General features: G+C 42.5%; 26 protein-coding genes. 25 read left to right on the forward strand and 1 reads right to left on the reverse strand.

Annotated features, from left to right (window positions below; all coding sequences use genetic code 11):
• Positions 1 to 15 precede the first annotated feature (15 nt).
• The 25 genes from BMX84_RS02335 to fliF all read left to right on the forward strand — a co-directional run bounded on the left by BMX84_RS02335 (position 16) and on the right by fliF (position 22,070).
• On the forward strand, positions 16 to 486 hold the full coding sequence (locus BMX84_RS02335; RefSeq protein WP_091486867.1) for a chemotaxis protein CheW: 471 nt from the start codon (positions 16 to 18) through the stop codon (positions 484 to 486).
• A 33-nt stretch (positions 487 to 519) separates the two neighbouring features.
• Positions 520 to 1,002 (forward strand): chemotaxis protein CheD, encoded by a 483-nt coding sequence (locus BMX84_RS02340; protein WP_091486869.1) that lies wholly within the window; start codon positions 520 to 522, stop codon positions 1,000 to 1,002.
• Positions 1,003 to 1,026: 24 nt separating this feature from the next.
• Positions 1,027 to 2,040, forward strand: a complete 1,014-nt coding sequence (locus BMX84_RS02345; RefSeq protein ID WP_177165433.1) for a protein-glutamate methylesterase/protein-glutamine glutaminase — start codon at positions 1,027 to 1,029, stop codon at positions 2,038 to 2,040.
• Positions 2,041 to 2,044: 4 nt separating this feature from the next.
• Positions 2,045 to 2,824, forward strand: coding sequence for a CheR family methyltransferase (locus tag BMX84_RS02350; RefSeq protein ID WP_091486872.1), 780 nt, complete (start codon positions 2,045 to 2,047; stop codon positions 2,822 to 2,824).
• Positions 2,825 to 2,841: 17 nt separating this feature from the next.
• Complete coding sequence (locus tag BMX84_RS02355; RefSeq protein WP_091486874.1) at positions 2,842 to 4,866, forward strand: chemotaxis protein CheA; 2,025 nt, start codon at positions 2,842 to 2,844, stop codon at positions 4,864 to 4,866.
• Entirely contained in the window at positions 4,859 to 5,455 is a 597-nt protein-coding gene (locus BMX84_RS02360; protein ID WP_091486877.1) for a chemotaxis protein CheC, read from the forward strand. The genes BMX84_RS02355 and BMX84_RS02360 overlap by 8 nt, the downstream gene beginning before the upstream one ends.
• 18 nt (positions 5,456 to 5,473) lie before the next feature.
• On the forward strand, positions 5,474 to 5,836 hold the full coding sequence (locus tag BMX84_RS02365) for a response regulator (protein ID WP_091486878.1): 363 nt from the start codon (positions 5,474 to 5,476) through the stop codon (positions 5,834 to 5,836).
• An 83-nt stretch (positions 5,837 to 5,919) separates the two neighbouring features.
• Positions 5,920 to 6,339, forward strand: a complete 420-nt coding sequence (locus tag BMX84_RS02370) for a chemotaxis protein CheW (RefSeq protein ID WP_091486883.1) — start codon at positions 5,920 to 5,922, stop codon at positions 6,337 to 6,339.
• On the forward strand, positions 6,336 to 7,340 hold the full coding sequence (gene fliM / locus BMX84_RS02375; RefSeq protein ID WP_281282299.1) for a flagellar motor switch protein FliM: 1,005 nt from the start codon (positions 6,336 to 6,338) through the stop codon (positions 7,338 to 7,340). The genes BMX84_RS02370 and fliM overlap by 4 nt, the downstream gene beginning before the upstream one ends.
• Positions 7,333 to 8,433, forward strand: coding sequence for a flagellar motor switch phosphatase FliY (gene fliY, locus BMX84_RS02380; RefSeq protein ID WP_091486885.1), 1,101 nt, complete (start codon positions 7,333 to 7,335; stop codon positions 8,431 to 8,433). Before fliM ends, fliY begins: the two co-directional genes overlap by 8 nt.
• Before the next feature lie 303 nt (positions 8,434 to 8,736).
• Positions 8,737 to 10,491 (forward strand): methyl-accepting chemotaxis protein, encoded by a 1,755-nt coding sequence (locus tag BMX84_RS02385; RefSeq protein WP_177165434.1) that lies wholly within the window; start codon positions 8,737 to 8,739, stop codon positions 10,489 to 10,491.
• 533 nt (positions 10,492 to 11,024) lie between these two features.
• On the forward strand, positions 11,025 to 11,306 hold the full coding sequence (gene flgM / locus BMX84_RS02395) for a flagellar biosynthesis anti-sigma factor FlgM (protein WP_091486892.1): 282 nt from the start codon (positions 11,025 to 11,027) through the stop codon (positions 11,304 to 11,306).
• A gap of 6 nt (positions 11,307 to 11,312) precedes the next feature.
• A complete protein-coding gene (gene flgN / locus BMX84_RS02400; RefSeq protein ID WP_091486893.1) occupies positions 11,313 to 11,678 on the forward strand; it encodes a flagellar export chaperone FlgN in 366 nt (121 codons plus the stop codon).
• A 12-nt stretch (positions 11,679 to 11,690) separates the two neighbouring features.
• On the forward strand, positions 11,691 to 13,166 hold the full coding sequence (gene flgK, locus BMX84_RS02405; protein ID WP_091486895.1) for a flagellar hook-associated protein FlgK: 1,476 nt from the start codon (positions 11,691 to 11,693) through the stop codon (positions 13,164 to 13,166).
• Between the two features lie 3 nt (positions 13,167 to 13,169).
• Entirely contained in the window at positions 13,170 to 14,072 is a 903-nt protein-coding gene (gene flgL / locus BMX84_RS02410; RefSeq protein WP_091486897.1) for a flagellar hook-associated protein FlgL, read from the forward strand.
• Between the two features lie 145 nt (positions 14,073 to 14,217).
• Complete coding sequence (locus BMX84_RS02415) at positions 14,218 to 15,030, forward strand: flagellin N-terminal helical domain-containing protein (RefSeq protein ID WP_091486899.1); 813 nt, start codon at positions 14,218 to 14,220, stop codon at positions 15,028 to 15,030.
• A gap of 138 nt (positions 15,031 to 15,168) precedes the next feature.
• On the forward strand, positions 15,169 to 16,032 hold the full coding sequence (locus BMX84_RS02420; RefSeq protein WP_091486900.1) for a flagellin N-terminal helical domain-containing protein: 864 nt from the start codon (positions 15,169 to 15,171) through the stop codon (positions 16,030 to 16,032).
• 127 nt (positions 16,033 to 16,159) lie between these two features.
• A complete protein-coding gene (locus tag BMX84_RS02425) occupies positions 16,160 to 16,543 on the forward strand; it encodes a flagellar protein FlaG (RefSeq protein WP_091486902.1) in 384 nt (127 codons plus the stop codon).
• A 4-nt stretch (positions 16,544 to 16,547) separates the two neighbouring features.
• Positions 16,548 to 17,939, forward strand: coding sequence for a flagellar filament capping protein FliD (gene fliD / locus BMX84_RS02430; protein ID WP_091486903.1), 1,392 nt, complete (start codon positions 16,548 to 16,550; stop codon positions 17,937 to 17,939).
• A 25-nt stretch (positions 17,940 to 17,964) separates the two neighbouring features.
• Positions 17,965 to 18,336 (forward strand): hypothetical protein, encoded by a 372-nt coding sequence (locus BMX84_RS02435; protein WP_091486905.1) that lies wholly within the window; start codon positions 17,965 to 17,967, stop codon positions 18,334 to 18,336.
• 15 nt (positions 18,337 to 18,351) lie between these two features.
• Entirely contained in the window at positions 18,352 to 18,717 is a 366-nt protein-coding gene (gene fliS, locus BMX84_RS02440) for a flagellar export chaperone FliS (RefSeq protein WP_091486906.1), read from the forward strand.
• A gap of 535 nt (positions 18,718 to 19,252) precedes the next feature.
• Positions 19,253 to 19,633 (forward strand): flagellar basal body rod protein FlgB, encoded by a 381-nt coding sequence (gene flgB, locus BMX84_RS02445; protein WP_091486908.1) that lies wholly within the window; start codon positions 19,253 to 19,255, stop codon positions 19,631 to 19,633.
• A gap of 24 nt (positions 19,634 to 19,657) precedes the next feature.
• Positions 19,658 to 20,095 (forward strand): flagellar basal body rod protein FlgC, encoded by a 438-nt coding sequence (flgC, locus tag BMX84_RS02450; protein WP_091486910.1) that lies wholly within the window; start codon positions 19,658 to 19,660, stop codon positions 20,093 to 20,095.
• Positions 20,096 to 20,124: 29 nt separating this feature from the next.
• On the forward strand, positions 20,125 to 20,436 hold the full coding sequence (gene fliE, locus BMX84_RS02455) for a flagellar hook-basal body complex protein FliE (protein ID WP_091486911.1): 312 nt from the start codon (positions 20,125 to 20,127) through the stop codon (positions 20,434 to 20,436).
• Positions 20,437 to 20,468: 32 nt separating this feature from the next.
• Positions 20,469 to 22,070 (forward strand): flagellar basal-body MS-ring/collar protein FliF, encoded by a 1,602-nt coding sequence (gene fliF, locus BMX84_RS02460; protein WP_091486913.1) that lies wholly within the window; start codon positions 20,469 to 20,471, stop codon positions 22,068 to 22,070.
• 105 nt (positions 22,071 to 22,175) lie between these two features.
• Here the strand turns inward: fliF and BMX84_RS02465 are convergent.
• The coding region (locus BMX84_RS02465; protein WP_143058656.1) for a transposase at positions 22,176 to 22,402 on the reverse strand (227 nt) is incomplete at its 5' end.

Consider the following 22,402-nt stretch of genomic DNA (forward strand, 5'->3'; position numbering starts at 1 on the left):
AAGGAGTTAAAAATAATGGAACAGCATATTTTATTCAAGGCAGGCAAGCAGACGTTTGCCCTGCCGATCACTCAAACAGATCGCATCATTGCTCTGGAAAATGAAACGCGTCTTCCTGATGTCTCGTCCTACATTATTGGGGTGCAGGACATTGAAGGAGAAGTCATCGTCGTCGTTGATTTGGCGGACCGTTTCTACCAGATGCCAAATGAACAGCCGGAAGATGCTGAGATCATCCTGGCCTTCTGGAAAGATACGAAAGTCGGCTTGCTGGTCGATGAAGTGACGACTGTGCATGCGTATGATACATCAGACTTGATCGCTAAGGATGCTGGAAAAATCGCTGGGCTATCAACCTCTTACATTACAGCCTTTATTCAAGCAGAGGATGAGATCATACCGATTTTAGACCCGCATAGTCTGTTCTCGGAAGAAAAGGCAGATGAGATGCGTGGACTTGTTTCCATTCATACAGTTAAAGCATAAGCAGCAAACTACAGCAGCACAACGGAGAGAATCATGTCGGAACAAATCAAAGTAGGTATTTCAGATTATAAATTAGCGACTGCACCCAATCAGCTCGTTACGATCGGTTTAGGTTCCTGCGTAGGGATCGCTCTCTACGCACCTGAATCGAAAATAGGGGCATTGAGCCATATCATGCTGCCGGACAGCTCATCATTCTCTGATACGTCCAAGTGGGCGAAGTTCGCGAATCTCGCTTTGCCGAATATCGTGAATGAACTGAGGGAACAGACCAAAGAAACAAAGATCCTGGCAAAAATCGCAGGTGGAGCCAGTATGTTCACCTTTACGAATGAATCTCAGACGCTCCAGATCGGTCTGCGGAATATCGAAGCGGTCAAAGCGACACTCACGGAGTTAGAGATCCCGATTGTGTCTGAACATGTGGGGGGCAAGATGGGACGGTCGATGTATGTGGATCTAAATGATTTTAATGTAAAAGTGCGAATGGTCAACAGAGAAGAATTTATATTATAAAAGAAGGTTGAAGAGGATTTTAGTATGAAAATAAAAGTAGTTGTGGTCGATGATTCAGCCTTGATGCGCAAAGTGTTAAGTAACATGATCAATGCATGTAGAGATATGGAGGTCGTGGATGTCGCGCGAAACGGCAAGGAAGCTCTTAGAATCATTGAGCGGAGCCAGCCGGATCTTGTTACACTGGATGTTGAGATGCCGGAAATGAACGGTATCGAAACGTTGAAAGTGTTGAAAGAACGGTACACCATGCCGGTCATCATGCTGAGTTCAAAAAAAAATGAGAGAACGACGATCGAAGCGCTGGAACTCGGTGCGGAAGACTTTATCGAAAAGCCTCTTTCGATAAAAGATAACGGGACAGCTTTCCAGGAAGATCTGGAAATACGCATTCACAGTCACTTTCCAGAAGATAAACGGACGGTCAAAGTGAACAAGGAGAAGTCCTTATTACCAAATCTTCTGATCGATAAAAAAGATGCCTTGAAAGCCATCACCATAGGCGCTTCAACGGGCGGGCCGAAAGCATTGGTGCAGGTGATCCAATCGATCAGTGAACAGCTTTCTGTTCCCGTATTTATCGTGCAGCATATGCCGGAAGGGTTCACAGCTTCATTCGCCCAGAGACTGGATTCATTATCCTCAGTTGAGGTGCTGGAAGCCCAGGATAATATGCGGATAAAAGCCGGAACTGTGTATCTGGCGCCTGGTGGCAAACACATGGTGATCAGAAAAAATAAAATCAGACTGAACGAAGAAGCAAAGATTCACGGCGTCAGACCGGCGGTGGATTATTTATTTGAGAGTGCTGCAGAAACCTATGGGAAAGATATCTTAGGCCTTATTCTTACAGGAATGGGTAATGACGGAGCAGACGGCTGTGAAAAAATAAAGCAGGCCGGCGGGTATATCGTCTCTCAGGATAAACAGACATCCATCGTTTATGGGATGCCACGTGTCGTCTTTGAAAGAGGACTTTCAGATCAAGTCGGCAGTTTAAATGACATTGCTGATATCATAAAAGAAATGACTAGGTGAGTATATGACAACATTAAATTTCGAGTACTTCTATACATGGGTCGAAGCAAATCTGAACATTCAGCTCGATGCTTATAAAGAAAAACAGCTGCGCCGACGCATTCAGACGATCATGAATCAGGCCGGTGCAAAGACGTTGGAAGAGTATTCGACTTTGATCCACTCCAATGCAGGGATAAAAAAGCAGTTCCTGGATTACATAACCATCAATGTGACGGAGTTCTTTAGAAATAAAGATTTGTTCGATAATTTCGAGCATTTGCTGGTCACAGACTTGTCCAAGAAATTCGATTCCATTTCGATCTGGAGTGCCGCGTGTTCGATAGGGGCAGAACCTTATTCACTGGCCATGATCGTGGACAGACATGACTTGCCTTTGAAACAGAATATTTTAGCCACAGATATCGATGACACGATTTTAGCTAAGGCGAAAACGGGTGTCTTTAAAGATAATGAGTTGAAGAATGTGCCGTTGCTTGATAAGTCCAAATATTTTAAAGAGAAGGACAAGACATTCGTCCTGGATGAGGGGATCAAATCTAAAGTCGATTTTAAAAAACATGATCTGATCGTTGATACGTACCGGAAAGACTTTCATGTCATCGTCTGCCGCAACGTCACGATCTATTTCAAGAATGAGATCAAAGAAGACATTTACAGACGCATGAGTGAGTCGCTGGTCAAAGGTGGCTTGCTGTTTACAGGCGCAACGGAGACGATCTATCAGCCGGATAAATACGGCTTGAGAAAAGTTGCGTCGTTTATTTATGAAAAAATCGACTAAGTGAAAGGTGGAAGAATATGGAAGATAATAGTGCGTATCGTGATCTGTTCTTTGAAGAGACAGATGACAACTTAGCGATATTGAACCAGGAAGTATTACATTTAGAAGAAGACCCTGAAGACAAGCAAATCATCGATGTCATTTTTCGTGCGGCGCATACATTAAAAGGCATGGCGGCGACGATGGGTTATGAAACCATGGCCAAACTGACTCACACAGTGGAAAATCTGTTTGAACTGGTCAAAAGTGATGAACTGACCGTGTCTTCAGACCTTATCAGTCTGATTTTTGAAAGTCTGGATACTTTAGCTGAAATCGTAGAAAATTTGAGACTAGAAGACAGAGAAGATGTCGATATCTCGTCGCTGGTCCATCGATTAGAGCTGGTAGCTGAAGGAAAAGAATCTTCGGAACAAGCAGAAGAGCTAGAAAAAAATGAGAATACAGATTATGATTTTCCAGTCCTGGAGGAATCAGACGGTGTAGCGATTCGCTCAGCTGAGAGCTCCGGTTATACTCTTTATGCCATCGGTGTGAGAGTGGAAGAAACCAGCATGATGAAAGCGGCCCGGGCCTTCCTGTTGATCAGTAAACTGGAACAGCTGGGCGACTTCGTTCAGATGAAGCCGACCGCCGAAGCGCTGGAACAAGGTGAACTGGACGATTCCTTTGCGGTCTACTACTTGAGTAAAGAGGATAAAGAAACGTTACTTAAACACGTCGAAGACTGCAGTGAGATCGAAGAAGTCAGTATCGAAGAAACAACCTATGAAGCCGTCACTTCTGACAAAGAAGAAGTGGATATGACAGAAAATACCGATAAAATGGCAGATGAAAAAACAGCTGTCTCTACTCCTAAAGAAACAGCTAAAAAGAAACCGGTCGCTGCGAAACAGACCATCAGAGTCGATCTGACCCGTTTGGATCAGTTCATGAACCTCGTATCAGAGCTTGTCATTCACAGAACACGACTGGAAGATGTTTCTGAAAAGAATCAGCTGGCCGAGTTGACAGAACCCTTGACACAAGTCGGTCGTATCACGACGGAGCTTCAAGAACTAGTCTTGCAGCTCCGTATGCAGCCATTTAATGTCGTCGTCCAGCGATTCCCGCGGATGATGCGTGACTTGACGAATGAGCTGGGCAAGGAAATACAGTTTGTGACTGAAGGCGAAGACACCGAACTCGACCGTACCGTTATTTCAGAAATCGGTGAACCGCTGATCCACTTACTGCGTAATGCAGCCGATCATGGGGTCGAAATGCCGGATGAACGGGAAGCAAAAGGCAAACCGAGAATGGGTACGATCAAATTGTCTGCCTATCCGGAAGGAAACCGTGTCATCATTTCCCTGACTGATGATGGGAAAGGACTGGACCCAAGAGCTTTGGAAGCCAGTGCCCGGAAAAAAGGCATTGATACGGAAGGCATGACAGACGAACAGCTTCAGAATCTTATTTTCCATCCTGGCTTTTCTACCGCACAGACGGTCACAGGCATTTCAGGCCGTGGTGTGGGCATGGATGCGGTCAGAGAAAAAATCGCCAGCTTGAACGGCAAGATCGAAACGATCAGCGAAGTGGATAAAGGAACGACCTTCAGGATCACACTACCGCTGACACTGTCCATCATTCAATCCCTGCTTGTTAAAGTGGGAGACGAGACCTTTGCGATACCACAAGCGGTGATCGATAAAGTGAACGTCTTTGAAGAAAAGGAAGCTATCGGGGTACACCAGAACGAAGTCTACCAGTATGAAGGAAAGACGATCCCACTTGTCCGTGTCAACGAAGTCCTGGGGCTTCCACAAAAGGAATCGACCAGCCAGCATATCATCATCGTGCTGATCGGCGACAAGCAGTATGGACTGATCGTTGATGAACTCATTCACCAGAAAGAGATCGTCATTAAAAAACTGGGTAGAGAATTAAATGATCTGTCTCTCTATCTCGGAGCAACGATCCTGGGCGATGGCGGCATCAGTCTGATCCTGGATGTGACGTCGATTTGTACAGCGAAGCGGGTCCTCAGTCATGTCTGATAAGCCGTCGCTGCTTCGCTTCGATGCCTTGCAGGAAGTCGTTAATATCGGCGGTGGGCATGCCGCAACGGCCTTATCAAAAATGATCGGCAATAAAGTCGAAATGGATGTCACGTTCGTTGAGCTGCTTCCTTACGAAAAGGTGTATGAAACGATACAGTCAGATGATACAATAGTGAAGGCTGTGCTTTCCAAACTTATCGGCCGAGAATATGGTGTATTTTTATTCGTGATCGACCCGGAAGACGCTGAAGCTTTGGCGCATATCGTTTTGCCGGATAATGATGAACTGAGTGAGGGACTGATCGATTCTGCTTTGACTGAATTGAGTAATATCCTGGTCCAGTCATTTCTACAGGCAGTGATGCAGCTGATCGACAAGCCTTTGTTTGCTTCAGTTCCAGTGATGACGATGGATATGTTCGGCTCGATCCTGTCTAGTGTCTATATGGCACAGAGTCAGTTCAGCGAAGAAGTCTTTATCATTAAAAACAACTTCTACAGTTCAGGACGGATTATCGAAGGAAGTTTGTATTTTGTACCGAAGCCGAAAGTACTGGAACAGCTTTTAAAAGAATTAGGTATATAACATAGGAGGAAATTAAAAATGAGTAAACGAGTATTGATAGTGGATGACGCCGCATTTATGCGTATCAAATTGAAAGATATTTTAGAAAAGAACGGTTATGAAGTAGCCGGAGAAGCACAGAACGGTAACGAAGCTGTCGAGAAATATAAAGAAGTCGAACCAGACATCGTCACAATGGATATCACGATGCCTGAAAAAGACGGCGTGGAAGCACTGAAAGAAATTAAAGCGATGGACAGCAGCGCAGTCGTTTTGATGTGTTCTGCCATGGGTCAGCAGACGATGGTCATGGATGCGATCCGTGCCGGCGCCATCGATTTTATCGTTAAACCGTTCGATACAGAACGTGTCATCAAAGCACTCGACAAAGCTATCAGCTAAGTCAGTTTATATCGAAAAAAGTAAGTTTCGAAAAATCGTCACAATACTAAAACGCACCAGGATAAACCAAGGGGGATTCAACTATGCAACTGATCGTATTTAAATTAAAAGAGCACTTTTATGGCTTCACAACAGAGAATATCGAAGAAATCACCACCACTTTACACGAAACGTCCATCCCCCAAGGCCCTGCTTGGACGAAGGGATTAATCAACCTTCGTGGTCAGATCATGACCCTGGTCGACCTGGAAAGATTACTTAACGGCTCTACCACTTCTCAAGAATTATGGTACAATAATACAATCATTGTAAACACACAAGATAATCCTGTGGCATTTATGGTCGGAAAGGTTGTCGGGGTGACTGATATCCAAACTGACCAGATCCAAATGATGAACGAGGACACGGATACCCTTGTTTCCGGATATGTCTTTGCCTACAATGAGATGGTAAGTATCATAGATTTAGAAACGATCCTAATAGAGAAAGAGGAAGTGTCTTGAGCCAACAAGTTTTATCACAACAAGAAATTGATGCCCTGTTGGTTGCCATGGACAGTGGGGAAATCGATGCGGAAGAAGAAAAAGAGGAGATCAATTCTCCTAAAGTCAAACCGTATGATTTCAGACGACCTGTCCGGTTATCAAAAGAGTATCTTTCCACCATTACGATGGTGTTTGAAGATTTCTCAAAACTGGTATCCAACTTATTATCGACCCAATTAAGACGGCCTGTCGAAACGAAAATCGCTGCGATCGAACAAGTGTCTTTTGACGAATTTGTTCACTCGGTGCCTAGTTTCACCTTGATGGGTGTGTTTCAAAGCAAGCCTTTGAATGGCCTGCAGATACTGGAAATCAATCCCCAGTTCAGTCTGCAGATGATCGAACTGCTCTGCGGGTATACAGATGTATCAACAGAAGAACTTTTAGCAGAAAAAGCCAACTTTACCGATATTGAAATGGCTATTTTAGAAGACGTAATGAAATCTCTCCTGCGCACCTTTGAGACGGCGTGGAAGGAAATCAAAGAGATCGAAGTCACGCTGCAGGATACAGAGACCAAACCGCAGCTTCTGCAGACGATGTCACCGAATGAACCAGTTATCCTGGTCACTTTTTCTGTCACGATGGAAGACCAGCGAACCTACATAAACTTGTGTATTCCTTACATATTCTTTGAAGATATATTAGACAAGTTGAGTTTCAAAAACTGGTTCCACTCCGGCAAAGAATTTGATGCCTCTGAACGGGGACAATTGGCTGCGGGACTGGATAAGGTACCTGTCGATATCGAAGTCCTTTTAGGCGAATCACAGATGAGTGTCTCTGATTTCCTAGGTATGGAAGAGGGCGACATCATTCAGCTGGATTATAAAACATCTCGGCCATTGACGATGTATGTTGAAAACAAACCTTATTTCAAAGTGAAACCGGGGCAGCTCGAGAACAAACTGGCAGTAGAAATATTAAAATTTACGGGAGGAGAGAGTGACGATGAGTGATCAAATGACCCAGGCAGAAATTGATGCGTTGCTTAACGGCACCGCAACAATGGAAGCAGAACCTGAACCAGAACCGATCGAAGATCCGTTGAGTCAGGACGTTAAGGATATTATCGGCGAAGTGGGTAATATCTCCATGTCGCAGGCGGCGACGACTCTTTCCACATTATTGAATCGAAAAGTGAGTATCACCACACCGGTCGTTAAAGGTGTGACAATTAAAGATATTATTGATGGAAGCGAGACCCCTAAAGTAGTCACGTCGATTGCATTCAAAGAAGGTCTGGTTGGCAAAAATGTATTGATGATTGATGTGAATGATGCGATCATCATTGCAGATTTAATGATGGGGAATGACGGAAAAGATTTAGAAGACAAAGAATTCACTGAACTGGAACTCAGTGCGGTATCCGAAGCCATGAATCAGATGATCGGTTCAGCTTCGACAGCAATGGCCACGATGTTTGACCGTCGTGTGGATATTTCACCACCGGATGTCAATATGTGGGAATCCGCAGACGACGCTATCCTGGCCATGCCGGATCAGTCCGAAGTGGTGTGTACCACTTCTTTCAAATTAAGTGTGGAAGGCCTGCTTGAAAGTGAGATCATGCAGATCCTGCCTATCGATACGGTGATCGAGATCTCTGAGATCATGGTCGGGGATGAAGCAGAAGTCTTGAATGGCCGTGACAGTGTTTCGGTTCAGAAAGTCGAAGAACCCAAACAAGACGTGCAGCCTGAAAAAGCTGCGCCGAAAGAAACAGAATCTGTCTCCATTCAAAAACCTAAATTCCAGGATCTTCCAAGAAACGATACAAAAGGGTCCCCACGCAATCTGGATCTGATTATGGATGTCCCGCTTGATTTCAGCGTCGTTTTAGGCAAGAGCCGCAAGACGATCAAAGATATCTTGTCACTGAGCACCGGCTCTGTTGTGGAACTGGACAAAATGACCGATGAACCGCTGGAGATCTATGTGAATGGCAAGCTGATCGCGGAAGGCGAAGTCGTTGTCATCAATGAAAGCTTCGGTATCCGTATCACGAATATTTTAAGCAAAGAACAGCGCGTCAGACATTTGAATCAATAAAAATATAAATGATAAAGCACTCTCAAACCTTAAGGACAGAAATGTTCGGAGGATCGAGAGTGCTTTTTAGCGTGAAAAAATAAAAAAACATCTATATAAGGCTTTTACTATTAAATCGAGGCTTTCACTTCCGATAGTAATAGAGTGGTCAAGTAAATACACAAGTTGAGTGACCAAAGCACAATGAATTAACGTCATGTCGGAGAAGAGAGGAGAACAGGTGAGGAGAACCATCATACATAGGATCTACTGAATATGTATCTACGCATTATCAAAATAAAAGGATCAATTTGGAGGAAAGCAATGTCAAAAATCACGCAGTCGATAAAAGGGAAAACTTTATTTATTACTATACTCTTGCTCGTCTTATCTAACGTAGCTATTGGGTTTATGGGATACACCATCGCCAAAGACCAACTGAATGAAAAGGGAGAAACGATCCTTCAAAATGCCGTCGAAATGTCTCTTCAGATGATCGATCTGGCAAATCAGGAAGTTGAAAACGGAACGATGGAGCTGGATGAAGCCCAGGAAATGGTCAAAGAGTACTTGCTAGGAGAAAAACAAGCAGATGGTACACGTCCCATCAGTGCCCCTTTTGATCTGGGAGAAAATGGGTATATCGTTGTCTATGGCCAGGACGGAGAAGAAATCGCTCATCCCTCGCTCGAGGGCGAAAATGTCTGGGACGTCGAGGACAAAGCCGGGAATGGAAACCTGCTCGTTCAAGACAGTATTGCCACAGCTAACATCGGCGGCGGATTTACTTATTACGACTGGTTTTTACCGAACAGTGAGACTATTGGAACGAAGATCGTCTACAACGAGCTCGATCCGAACTGGGGCTGGGTAGTGACTGCCGGAAGTTATGAGAGCGATTATAACCAAGGGGCCTTCACTGTGCTTCAGTATACCAGCATCAGTATCCTGTTGTTCTTAGTTATAGCGATCGCCATCATGTATACCTTCTCGAACAACTTAGGCAAGGCTTTGGGTAATGTCACCATGTCAGCTGACAGACTATCCAAACTTGATGTCACAGAAGACATTCCGATGAAATTAACGAAGCGAAAAGATGAAATCGGCTTACTGGCACTCTCTTTTCAGCAGATCAATGATAACCTCAAAGATTTCGTTGAAAAAATATCAGACACCTCTACGCAACTGGCATCATCATCCAAGGAATTGAATATTTCCAGCGAACAGTCGTCCCTCGCAGCGAACGAAGTAGCCGGAGCGATCGAAGAAATTGCTAAAGGGGCCGCTGAGCAAGCGATGGATACTGAAAATGGCTCCAAGCGAATAGAAGAGCTCGGTGAATTAGTAGAAAGCAACGACTATCATCTGAAAAATCTGAATACATCGACACATAAAGTCGATGCATTGAAAAATGAAGGCTCAACAAGTCTGAAAGAATTGCTGGAAGCGACAGAAACCAGCAGTCGTTCAACTGCCGATATTCAAGGTATCATTGTGAGCACGAACGAAAGTGCCCAAAAAATCGGTAATGCCAGCAACATGATTAAAAATATAGCAGAGCAGACAAACTTGCTGGCTCTGAATGCCGCCATTGAAGCCGCCCGAGCCGGAGACGCAGGCAAAGGCTTCGCCGTTGTTGCTGAAGAAATCAGAAAACTGGCCGATCAGTCAAACGGATTCACTGAAGAGATCAGTGAAATAGTGACCGATTTAAATACCAACACCTCACAAGCCGTCGAAACGATGAAAGAACTGACAGCTATCTCAGAACATCAGAGCAATAAAGTCGAACAGACGAACACTAAATTTAATGGGATCTCTGAAGCGATCACAGAGATGAATACTGTCATCGCCTCGCTCAATGACTCTGGAGAAAAAATGACAGAGAAAAAAGAGAAGATCATTGAAGTTATCGAAAATCTGTCAGCGATTTCTGAAGAAAACGCGGCAGGTACAGAAGAGGCATCCGCTTCGGTGGAAGAACAAACATCTACCATGCTCGAGATCGCCAACGCGAGTGAAATGCTGGCCAAACTAGCCGGAGAAATGAAAGACGCGATAGCTAAATTTAATTATTAAGAGAGAACCAGCCGACATGCCTGAATACTAGGTGTGTCGGCTGGTTTTATCTGTTTCTGGATCGTCTAGTGACAGACTCACAAGCTAATTCTTATTAAGATTGTCATTTTTGAATGGAAATGACAAACTCCATAGAAATATATTCTTGGGTCTGTCATTTTATATCTAAAATAACCGACTCAATAAAGTTCAGATCATGACCTTGTCATTAAGAGGTGTAAATGGTCACTGATATGACAAAGTCGCAAGTTAAGTTGCTCTCAGCGTGTTCATTTCTTATTAAACGATCGTTTAATCCATATTATATAGTTGAATTTCAGCTCATTCAGCGTGGACATAGTGATAAGCGTTCACTTTTAATTTCTGAAGGGTTTATTTGTCAGGACTTTTTGTTTATACTATTCCTAGTTTGACATTTGCAGAAATGAGACTTAATAATTCAATGGGACTTCCGATAGTAAGGGTAAGGAACAGTGAAACGATAAAATCAATCTATTAAACTAAACAGTGAAAATCCGTTAAGGAGCGTGCGAATGATGAAAATCAATAAATATACTAATGTCGTATCATCGATCAATAATACAAAACATTCTAAAAAAGACGTGGAACAAGAAGTGAGTAAATCTGGTTCAAAAGAAGCTGTCCAGGTAAATATTTCAAAAGAAGCTCAGGCTTTACTGGATGCAGACAAAGCGGCTTTCTCAGAACGCGTCGATGCGATCAAACAGGCGATCCAAAATGGTGAATACCAAGTGGATCCGGATAAGATTTCTGAAGGATTAGTGAAGATTTTACAGGATCAAAAGGGGCTATAAAAAGTAATGACTAAAACAGATCAAGTGCTGGCAGAAATGGAAAAATTGAAAGCTTTGCTGGAAAAAGAGAAACAGGTGCTTATCAGTAATGATGGGACCCGGTTAATCGAACTGATTCAGCAGAAAGAAGATGTCATGTTAAAATTGGCTGCGTTTGATCAGAAGAACGTTGAGATGAATAAGCTCGACGTTCTTTCTCGTGAAATCAAACAGCTGCAGGAGACGAACCTGACATTGACTGAACAATCGATGCAGTTTACAGAAACAATGCTAAATTACATTAAAAAAGCGGCAAACACTAACAAAACGTATTCTAAAAAAGGAACATACGACCGTTCCAAAAAGAGCGCGTTATTGGATCAATCACTTTAAGGGAGAAAACACATGACTGGATTATTTGGAACACTAAATACAGCAACTAAAGGCTTGAACGCCCAGCAGACAGCTCTGCAGACGATCGGGCACAATGTGGCCAATGCGAATACGCTAGGCTATACTCGTCAGCGCGTCACCATGCAGGCAGACCTTTCGACGACTATTGCAGGTGTCGGACAGATCGGCACCGGCGTAAGAGTAGACGGAATCAATCGTGTGCACGATACATATATCACCACCCAACTGCGAGACGCGACTTCCACAACAAATAGTCATCAGGCGTTATCGGATATCATCGGTGAGCTTGAAGCAGTGTTTAATGAACCGTCAGACACTGGCTTATCGAATCAGATTTCAGAAGTGTTCAATGCCTGGACGTATCTAGCATCAAACCCGGAACAGGCATCGGCACGTACGATGCTGGTGCAGACAACGGAGACATTTACGGATACGATCCATCACATGGCAAATTCCATGGAGAATTTACATAAAAACACTTTGAACGAATTAGATAAAACTGCTTTAGATGCCAATTCAGATTTAAAACAACTGGAAAATTTAAACCAACAGATCTGGCAAGCGTCAGTCCGAGGCTTCACACCGAATGACCTACTTGATAAGCAGGATCAGTTACTGACAAATCTGGCTGGCAAAGTCGATATCTCAGTCGAACGTGATAAATTTAACCGTGTATCCGTTGAAATCGGTAATCAAACCGTTTTAGACAGCAATTCCAGGAAAGAACTAGCCGTTGTCGTAGGCGCAGAGAATGGACAAGGCGTATTTTCAAATGGCGAAACAACTGATGTCACTGCAGAAGTCGGCTCGTTGGTTATCGGTGACGAGCTCATTACTCCTAAAACTGGTAGAATGAAAGGCACACAAGATGCTCTAGAAGTCATTGCAGGCAGTCAGCAAGATCTGGATGATTTTGCCAGTGCTTTCGGTAAAGCTGTTAATACGATTCATAAAGGCGGCCCAGATGGAGCAGGCAGTAATTTCTTCGACAATGTTGATGGTGAAAATCCCGCTTCGTCTTTAAGGGTTACTGAAGCAATCAGGACCGACCCGAATCTTGTCGTATCAGGAAAAGACCTGAATAATGAAATTTCTGGAGATGGCAGTCGTGCACAGGCGATTGCCTCCCTTCAACATAAATCTCTGGCGACTGACTCAGCTACTTGGAGTTATAATGAAAACACAATGAGTTTTGAAGATAGTTCAACAGGCGATACATTATTCGGTCGTTATAATAGCATGGTGACAGACATGGGTATCGTCAAACAGCAAGAAGATAACATGCTGGAAACGCAGAACGGACTGATGGCACTCCTGACTCAACGTAGAGAGTCCATTTCCGGCGTCGATATCAATGAAGAAGTCGTTGATATGATCAAGTATCAAAGTGCTTTCCAGGCTAACTCGCGTGTCTTGCAGACAATTTCAGAAATGCTCGACACACTAATCAACAGAACCGGGGTGTAACAAATGAGAATAACGAATTCCTTAATGTCTCAAAGCTTTTTAGCTAACCTGAACAAGAATTCGAGTAAGGTCTTTAAATATCAGGAACAACTGTCGTCACTCGAACAAGTGAGTCGTCCCAGTGATGATCCATTAAAAGTATCTAAAATCATTGATCTGAAAAATGAAATCAAACAGAATGCACAGTACAAAACCACCATCAACGATGCTATCGATTTTACGAATGTTCAGGATTCCGCCTTAGCAAATGCGACGAATTCCCTGCAGCGTATCCATACGTTGACTCAACAGGCTGCTAATGGCACGTACAATACCCAGGACAGACAGGCAATCAAAACGGAAATACAGAATGAAGTGGAGACGATGATGGATTCACTCAATACTAACTTTGGTGGACGCTATGTTTTTGCTGGTCAGAACAGCACGACCAAGCCATTCGAGAATAACGGTAGTGGTATCGAATACAAGGGGTCGAGTATAGCGAACAACAATCTATCCAAAGAAATCGCTCGAGGAGTAAACGTGGAATTGAAAACAGATGGTTCAGAATTGTTTGAGTTGAAAGATGGCAGCGGCAATATCGGTGAATTGTTTGATGATGTATTTATGGCGTTAGACAACGATGATACAGATGAATTAGGAAATTTACTTGGACGTATCGAATCACATATAGACACCACTGTGAATACGAGAACCGAGATCGGTGCGATACAGAACCGTTTGTCAGCTGCACTTGATCGAAATGATTCAGAATATTTAAATTTGGAAACCTCCTTATCTAAGAATCAGGATATTGATTTAGCTGAGACATATATGAATTACACGATGGAAATGAATGCGTACCAAGCCTCGATGAATATGGGAACAAAAATACTACAGACGAATATTATGGACTATGTAAGGTAATACGATAAAACGATCAAAGACTTAAATCTTTGATCGTTTTTTTATAAAATTAAATATTAATCCTTAACTTTATCTATCACTTGCCGATATTATAAGTAGAAGGCGATACAGTCTTTAACAACTAACTTATTGGAGGAAAAAAAACATGCGTATAAATACAAACACAGCAGCGATGAATACATATTCTCGTTTAGGTCAAGCGAACAAATCTAAAAGTAATTCTTTAGCCAAATTATCTTCTGGTTTAAGAATCAATAAGGCGGGGGACGATGCTGCAGGGTTATCCATTTCTGAAAAAATGAAAAACCAAATTTCCGGGTTAAATCAAGCTACTCGTAATGCACAAGATGGTATTTCTTTGATCCAAACAGCAGAAGGCGCTTTGAATGAAACTCACAGTATTCTTAATCGAATGCGTGACTTATCTGTCCAAGCAGCAAATGGTACTAATAGTACCGATGATACAGCAGCTATTAAAGCTGAAATGACTGAACTTTCAACAGAAATCGATAGAATTGCAACTACCACTGAATTTAATGGGCAGGCTCTTCTGGCAACAGATGCGACGACTATTGATTTGCAGATTGGAGCTAACACGAATGCAGCAGATACATTAACTGTTACTACTAACGCTATGGACTCAGCTGGTTTAGGAATAGATGCTATTGATGTCACAGTAGATCCTGCTGACTCAATCGATAAACTTGATTTAGCAATCACTGAAGTATCTACTCAACGTTCTTCTTTGGGAGCTAATCAAAACCGTCTTGAACACACAATTAATAACTTAACAACAACAAAAGAAAACTTAACAGAAGCTAACTCACGTATCCGCGACGTTGATATGGCTGAAGAAATGATGGACTTTACTAAATCTAATATTTTATCTCAAGCATCAACTGCTATGCTTGCTCAAGCTAATCAAATGCCTCAAGGCGTTTTACAATTATTGGGATAATAAAAAATTGAAAAGAGTCAGCACGAGCTGGCTCTTTTTTTTGAAATCGTAAAAAAACCTTAATTTTTGAGTCTTTCTGACGATAATATAATCATAAGAGAAAAATAACTCTTAAAACTTAATTTGGAGGAAAACAACATGCGTATAAACACAAACACAGCAGCGATGAATACATATTCTCGTTTAGGGCAAGCAAACAAATCAAAAAGTAACTCTTTAGCAAAGTTATCATCTGGTTTAAGAATTAATAAAGCCGGAGATGATGCAGCGGGGCTATCTATTTCTGAAAAGATGAAAAATCAGATCTCTGGTTTGAATCAAGCAACTCGTAATGCTCAGGATGGTATTTCTCTTATTCAAACAGCTGAAGGGGCATTAAACGAAACACATAGCATTTTAAATCGTATGCGTGATCTATCTGTACAAGCATCAAATGGAACGAATAGCGGAGATGACTTAACTGCTATAAAAGCAGAGATGGATGAGTTATCTACAGAAATTGATAGAATAGCAACGACTACAAAATTCAATGAAAAAGAACTATTAAATGGAGATGGCACAGGTGCAGTTGGAACAAGTGCTGATTTCGTACTCCAAATCGGTGCCAATACTGCAGCTGAGGATTCTCTTACAGTAACGATTGGTGCTATGGGATCGACGGCTTTAGGTATTAGTGCATTAGACGTATCCAATCTTGATCCTGTTGGCGATCAATCTATAACTGGTGCTCATCAGGCAATTGAAGCTATAGATACCGCAATTCAATCTGTATCTACACAGCGCTCTTCATTAGGTGCTAACCAGAATCGTCTAGACCATACAATTAATAACTTGACCACAACGAAAGAAAACCTAACAGAAGCCAACTCACGTATCCGTGACGTTGATATGGCTGAAGAAATGATGGACTTTACTAAGTCAAATATTCTTTCTCAAGCTTCGACAGCTATGCTGGCGCAGGCTAACCAAATGCCTCAAGGTGTTTTACAGTTACTGGGATAATCATCTGAACATAATTTTTAATATATTTAAATCGAAGCAGTATCCTTGCTGCTTCGGTTTTGTCTTACATATGATTTACTGCTTTACATACTTAATATAACAATTCATTAGTAGAGGAGTTAAAATTATGAACCAGCGTGTGACTTCTGTTGATGCATTACGCACGATCGACCGGGTTTTACTTTCAAATAAAAATGCGGTATTCTTTTCAGAGGATGGTGAAGTAGAACCGGTCAAAGTAATCGAACCTATTGAAACACTATCGGATCGTTTAGAGCATAACACGAGTAAAGAACAACTAGAAAAACGTGCTGTCGAAGCGACGGCAGCGATGCAGCGTGTTAATGCTCAGCTAACGTTTAAAGTACACGAAGGTACAGGACGCACGCTGGTTCAGCTGATCGAAAAAGAAACGAATGAAGTGATCCGTGAGATACCACCTGAGAAAATGCTGGATGTGATTGCCGGCATCTGGAAGTGGTCAGGTATTACTTTAGATAGAATGGAGTGAGAGCATGAATATAATGGGTATGTATTCGGGTATGGATATGAGTATGGTTGAGCAGCTGATTCAAGCCGAATCTTCACGAAAAGTAAAATTCACGCAAAAGAAAGAGCAGTACACACAGTCCCAAAACGCTTGGAAAGATTTAAATACGCGTCTGGATTCTCTTTACAAACGCCTGGATGACGTTAGAAAGACAGAGTCGTTCAACTCAAAAACGGTTGAACTGACCGGCGAAGAGAATCTGACTGTAACCGCTGATGAAGGCGCTGCTACAGGTGAATACCGTGTTCAAATACAGCAACTTGCCACTCAGACACGTTTGACGGGTGACCGGGTGCCAACCGATTCGATACATAGCGAATTATCTTTTTCAGGGGATTTGACACTTACAACAGGAGCAGGGAGTTTTAATGTGACTGTTGAAGCAGCAGATAGTTTAAAATCGATCAGTGATAAAATTAATGGTCAGACTGAAGAGACGGGTGTCAAGGCTTCGATCGTCGATAACCGGCTGGTCCTTTCACACAATGAATATGGTCCACAAGACTTAAGTGTTTCAGGAACCGGCACGTTGACCTCTGATTTGGGTCTCGATGCTGCAACAGCTGTCCAGGGGAAAAGCGCGCTGTTTACTGTTGATGGATTGGCTATTGAGCGCACAACTAATACAATCGATGATGTTATCGAAGGATTGAGCTTTGAACTGACGAATATTCACGAGGGTAGTGAAGAGACAAAAATCTCTGTAACAGAGGATATGGATAAGGCTGCAGAAACGCTGGAAAAATTCGTTGAACAATACAATTCAACACAAGGCTACATAAAGACACAACTGGATGTCGGCGATCCTTCTGCAGAAAACAACAAGACAGGGAAACTTTCTGGAGATGGCACGCTTATGCGTCTTCAGTCCAACTTACGTAAAATGATGACCAAGCAGTCGACTAGCGCTAGCTCAGTTTCTAGTTTAGCAGACCTAGGAGTGGAAATCAGTCGAGATGGGACAGCGAGTTTCGATCGGGAAAAACTTGAAGAACAGATCAATTCAGATCCAAACGCGGTCTCTGATTTCTTTTCTAGAACTGAGACGGTTCCAGAGACAGCCGACGCCAATGGCGATATCGTTCCGGCTACTACCAAAAAAGTTGGCTTTTCAGAAGATATGCGTTCATTCGTCGACGAATACATCTCAAGTTCGTTAGGTATCATCAAAACAAGGAATGATACGTATGATCGTATGATTCGAGATGTTGATGATCGTATATCTCAGTTTGAAGACCGTCTGGAGGCAAAAAAAGCACGCTATATCAGAGAGTTTACAGCTTTAGATACGGCAATGATGCAGGCGGAATCACAGCTTGAACAGATGTACAGCCAGTTGGGTATGGGACAGGAATAACACAGTTGAGGGGATTCTAATCAGCATGACACATTCAACAGCGTTTAGATCTAAAGAAAATGAATTATTAACTATGTTAAAACGGTTAAACGACTGGCAGTCGGATTCGGATGGGGCGATCGACACGGCTTATGCGGTCCTTGAAATGAACCAGGAGTCACTCGCGGCACTCAGTGAATGGGATGCTCAGTTATCTTTTGAAGAACTCAGGTCTTTTGGTGAAAAGAATAAAAATATTTTTGAAGCGATGATCGTTAAGCAAAAGGAACTCATACAGTTTATTAAAAGAGAGTCAAGTAAGCTTTCAACACAGCTGTCACAGATGAACCATAAGTCAAAAGCAGTCAAATTGTATAAGAACAACGATAAATCACTCTTTATTGACCGGGACATGTAAGAAAGGAACAAAAAAATGGGATATGCATCCGCAGCAAAACAATACAAAAAGAATCAGATCGAAACAGCTTCACCGAAACAACTCGTGATTTTACTATATGAGGGAGCGATCAAGTACATTCGCCTGGGAGAACTTGCTTTAGAGCAAAATGATTATAGTAAAGTGAACAAAAACTTGCAGAAGGCACAGGACATCGTAACGGAACTGATGGTATCTCTCAACCATCAGGATGGTCAGAACGCTATTGCAAGCGATCTGGAAGCCATGTATTCATTTATTTTAAATCAGCTTTTGCAAGCCAACCTGCAAAAAGACCAGGAGAAGATGGTACAGTCGAGACGATTGATGTCGGAACTTCTGGAAGCGTGGACCAGCATTTAATGCTGGTCTTTTTTTATGGAGAAAATTCGTCAGTTTATTTATAGTTGGGTAATATTATATGTGGAGGGATTTTGGACATTATATATATAGATTATTGATGTATTTTAATCAGTTACTATTCATAAGTGTCTGAATAATTATAAAACAATCGTTATCTAAATATTCATGTTTAAATTTAATTATATGTTTACTCGTTCACAGAAACGTCACATTTAATATTGCTAAATTATTACAAATATGTGAATTCTGTTTTTGTACGTAATTAACTAGATGAAACCGTAACCAGTGCACGTTCTATCAAATGATAAACCCGGTCTAATGGGATTTACATTGACTGTCAAAGTAAAAATCAACTATCTTTTTTTACAACTTGTAATAATTTTAATGATAAAGAAACGAAAAAACGGCTTATTTTTAGTAAATTTGCTGAAAAACGTGTATTGCACCTTTGCTTTTACTCCTATAAAATGAATCTTGTCGTGAAAAAGCAAGAATAAATATACAAACATGAGATCAATGAGGAAGGATACATACTATGTTGACAGGTCAGAATATACACTTATTAAAAAATGCTCTAGATGCTTCATCGATGAGACAAGAGACGATATCTTCAAATATTTCAAATGTAAACACTGCCGGATACAAAGCTAAACGCGTCGATTTTGAAAACGCGCTGAAGAGTGCCATGGATGGGACCGGCTTAAAGGCAAGTCATGCGAAACATTTTGGTGTTTCCGGGTTCGGCGACGTTAAACCACAGACGATCGAACAGACAGGGAACCGGGTAACTGAGAATGGAAACAATGTTGCGATCGATACTGAGATGGCTGAACTCTCTGCCAATGCCCTTTATTTTCAGGCAGTATCTACTCAACTGACGAATCAGTACGGCATGATTCGATCCGTATTAAGATAAACACATAAAAAGGAGGCTTAAACGATGTCTATTTTTAACAGCATGCAGATCAATGCCAGCGGATTGAATCTTGAACGGTTCAAACTGGATACGATTTCTACTAACATAGCCAACGTCAATACGACGCGTAAAGAAAACGGCGATGGTCCTTACATAAAACAGCAAGTCCTTTTTGAAGAGAATCTGCGACAAATGAAATCAGGTTTCACAGGGGATATTTCAACCAAAAGCCAGGGTGTAAGGATTTCTGGTGTTGAAGCAGACGAAGATAACATCCGACTGGTCTTTGAACCGGGTCATCCAGATGCCAACGAAGAAGGGTATGTCGCGTATCCGAATGTGGACATGGCGGACGAGATGGTCGACATGATGACAGCCATTCGTACCTATGATGCGAATGTCACGGCCATCAACAGCAGTAAAGATATGCTGAAGCGAGCCATGGAAATCGGAAGCAAGTAATTAAATTCAACTGAATAGGAATGAAAAAAATGATTAACCCATTAAATCAGCTCTACCCCAATGCACTGCAGCAAATCGATCAGGTCGCACAGACGACCGCTAAGGTGACAGATAAACAATCGGACTCTTTCACCGATCTACTTAATCAGTCGATAAACAACCTGGATTCCAAACAAGCAGAATCGACTCAAGCCATCCAGTCACTGGTTGACGGCACGGCGGATGATTTACATACAGTGATGATCAAAACGACGGAAGCACAACTCTCTTTAGAAGTAGCTGTTCAATTACGCAACAGATCGTTAGAAGCTTTTAACGAAATGAAAAACATGCAATTTTAACGAGTAAGAGAACAGAGTAAGGGAGATTTCAGATGAACAAAGTCAAACAAGTGGGGCTGTCGATCCAAAACGGCTGGCTCCAGCTGGATAAAACTAAACGAAAGCGGCTCATAGCCTTTGTATCCATAGCACTTATTGCCACACTTTTGATCGGCTATTTCATGCAGCGCAGTACATATACCGTATTATTTTCAAATTTAGATGAAGCCGATGCCGGGGCGATCGTTGAGGACCTGGAGTCACAAGGTCTGGAGTACCGTTTAGAGGATAACGGCACAACCATCCTGATGGACGAAGAGGAAATCGACAATTACCGTATCGACTTGGCTGTGAATGGGCTGATGCCGGAAAAATCGACGGGCTTTGAGATCTTCGATGAAACCAGCATGATGACCACCGATGAAGACAGACAGATCATGTATCAGCGGGCGCTTACAGGCGAACTGGAACGGTCGATTTCATCGATCCATCAGGTCGAAGCGGCTAAAGTGATGCTGTCCTTACCTGATGACAGTATTTTTCAGAACCCTGAGTACCGTACCGAAGCTTCTGCATCGATCGTTATTGAATCAAGGGGCGCACTGTCTCAGCAGAATATTCAGGGCATCGCCTCTTTAGTGACAGGGGCTGTCGAGCGTTTACCTGTCGAGAATGTACAGATCGTCGATACCAGCGGCAATCTATTGAGCGGCTTTTTACAATCAGGCGGTAATAATATATCAGCTGCTGAAATGACCACGAATCACCAGTCCATGAAGCAGTCATACGAGAAAGATCTGGAACAGCGTATTTTGTCACTGCTGGCTCCAGTATATGGTTATAACAACCTGCGTGTCGTCGTGAACGCAGACATGAACTTTGATGTCGTTGAAGGCGAGACCATCGAGTACACGGCACCGATGACTGAAGAAGGCGATGAGAACCGTGAAGGGCTGATCAGAAGTCAGACGGAGAGTTTTGACGGTGCCCGAGATATGGTTGCCAGTCTGATCGAAGGACAAGAGACTCCATTAGCTGATGATGACGATCCGGATAACAACGCCTCTCTTGACCGTACGATAAATTATGAACTGAATCAGGAAACACAGCGCTATGTACAGGCCCCAGGAGTAGTTGAAGGCGTTAATGCCTCGATCGTTGTGAATGCAAACTCAGGTGTCGCACCAGCTGAGCCGGAGATCGACCGTATCGTATCACGCGCCTTAGGGTTAGATAATGCGGCTGACATGCCTTTACGCGGGGATGTAACTGTGGGGATATTACCTTTTGCTGACGGTGAAGAGTTAGTCATTGATAGAGATCCGACAGATATTCTTGTGGGTATTACTGATTTCCTGAAAGCGAACTGGATCTATATGTCTTTAGGCCTTCTTCTATTAGTGGTCTCTATTTTTGTTCTTTCCCTGGTCAAACGCGGGAAACAGGAAGAAGAGTTCTTTGAAGAAGAACCTGTTCAGGCAGCGCCGGTCAAAGTGAAACCGGAACCTGATCTGTCTGAAATCATGGAAAAAGAAAATGAAGTCAACAAACAGAAGAATAAAGTCATGAGTGAAAAAGAAGATCGTGTCAGAAAAGAAGCCAAAGAGAATCCTGAATTAGTGGCCGATCTGATGAAAGTCTGGTTGAAAGACTAGAAAGACTAACTATATAAAGTCAAGCAATAAAACCTAATATTTCTACAGTCTATTTTGGAATTTAAGGGCGCATCAAATAAACTTAAGCAAGCGTCATTTTTGAAATTATTTCAAACGCACTTCGTATGGTTCATTCTTTTTTAAAATAGCGTAAATAATGTAACAGAGTTTGCGTGACACAGCGCCCAGAGCTGTAAGGTGGTGTTTACCTTCGGATATTTTCTTTTCGTAAAATGCTTTTAATACAGGATCGTGTCTTGAGGCTACTAGTGCAGCGGAGAATAAGGCTTTTCTTAAATATGGAGAGCCCCGTTTACTCATGACGTTGTGTG

It is taken from the genome of Alkalibacterium putridalgicola (genome assembly GCF_900109825.1).
GTDB lineage: Bacteria > Bacillota > Bacilli > Lactobacillales > Carnobacteriaceae_A > Alkalibacterium > Alkalibacterium putridalgicola.

Coding starts and splice junctions, on each gene's coding strand:
- BMX84_RS02335 (WP_091486867.1), top strand. CDS start 16: ATGGAACAGCATATTTTATTCAAGGCAGGCAAGCAGACGTTTGCCCTG.
- BMX84_RS02340 (WP_091486869.1), top strand. CDS start 520: ATGTCGGAACAAATCAAAGTAGGTATTTCAGATTATAAATTAGCGACT.
- BMX84_RS02345 (WP_177165433.1), top strand. CDS start 1,027: ATGAAAATAAAAGTAGTTGTGGTCGATGATTCAGCCTTGATGCGCAAA.
- BMX84_RS02350 (WP_091486872.1), top strand. CDS start 2,045: ATGACAACATTAAATTTCGAGTACTTCTATACATGGGTCGAAGCAAAT.
- BMX84_RS02355 (WP_091486874.1), top strand. CDS start 2,842: ATGGAAGATAATAGTGCGTATCGTGATCTGTTCTTTGAAGAGACAGAT.
- BMX84_RS02360 (WP_091486877.1), top strand. CDS start 4,859: ATGTCTGATAAGCCGTCGCTGCTTCGCTTCGATGCCTTGCAGGAAGTC.
- BMX84_RS02365 (WP_091486878.1), top strand. CDS start 5,474: ATGAGTAAACGAGTATTGATAGTGGATGACGCCGCATTTATGCGTATC.
- BMX84_RS02370 (WP_091486883.1), top strand. CDS start 5,920: ATGCAACTGATCGTATTTAAATTAAAAGAGCACTTTTATGGCTTCACA.
- fliY (WP_091486885.1), top strand. CDS start 7,333: ATGAGTGATCAAATGACCCAGGCAGAAATTGATGCGTTGCTTAACGGC.
- BMX84_RS02385 (WP_177165434.1), top strand. CDS start 8,737: ATGTCAAAAATCACGCAGTCGATAAAAGGGAAAACTTTATTTATTACT.
- flgM (WP_091486892.1), top strand. CDS start 11,025: ATGATGAAAATCAATAAATATACTAATGTCGTATCATCGATCAATAAT.
- flgN (WP_091486893.1), top strand. CDS start 11,313: ATGACTAAAACAGATCAAGTGCTGGCAGAAATGGAAAAATTGAAAGCT.
- flgK (WP_091486895.1), top strand. CDS start 11,691: ATGACTGGATTATTTGGAACACTAAATACAGCAACTAAAGGCTTGAAC.
- flgL (WP_091486897.1), top strand. CDS start 13,170: ATGAGAATAACGAATTCCTTAATGTCTCAAAGCTTTTTAGCTAACCTG.
- BMX84_RS02415 (WP_091486899.1), top strand. CDS start 14,218: ATGCGTATAAATACAAACACAGCAGCGATGAATACATATTCTCGTTTA.
- BMX84_RS02420 (WP_091486900.1), top strand. CDS start 15,169: ATGCGTATAAACACAAACACAGCAGCGATGAATACATATTCTCGTTTA.
- BMX84_RS02425 (WP_091486902.1), top strand. CDS start 16,160: ATGAACCAGCGTGTGACTTCTGTTGATGCATTACGCACGATCGACCGG.
- fliD (WP_091486903.1), top strand. CDS start 16,548: ATGAATATAATGGGTATGTATTCGGGTATGGATATGAGTATGGTTGAG.
- BMX84_RS02435 (WP_091486905.1), top strand. CDS start 17,965: ATGACACATTCAACAGCGTTTAGATCTAAAGAAAATGAATTATTAACT.
- fliS (WP_091486906.1), top strand. CDS start 18,352: ATGGGATATGCATCCGCAGCAAAACAATACAAAAAGAATCAGATCGAA.
- flgB (WP_091486908.1), top strand. CDS start 19,253: ATGTTGACAGGTCAGAATATACACTTATTAAAAAATGCTCTAGATGCT.
- flgC (WP_091486910.1), top strand. CDS start 19,658: ATGTCTATTTTTAACAGCATGCAGATCAATGCCAGCGGATTGAATCTT.
- fliE (WP_091486911.1), top strand. CDS start 20,125: ATGATTAACCCATTAAATCAGCTCTACCCCAATGCACTGCAGCAAATC.
- fliF (WP_091486913.1), top strand. CDS start 20,469: ATGAACAAAGTCAAACAAGTGGGGCTGTCGATCCAAAACGGCTGGCTC.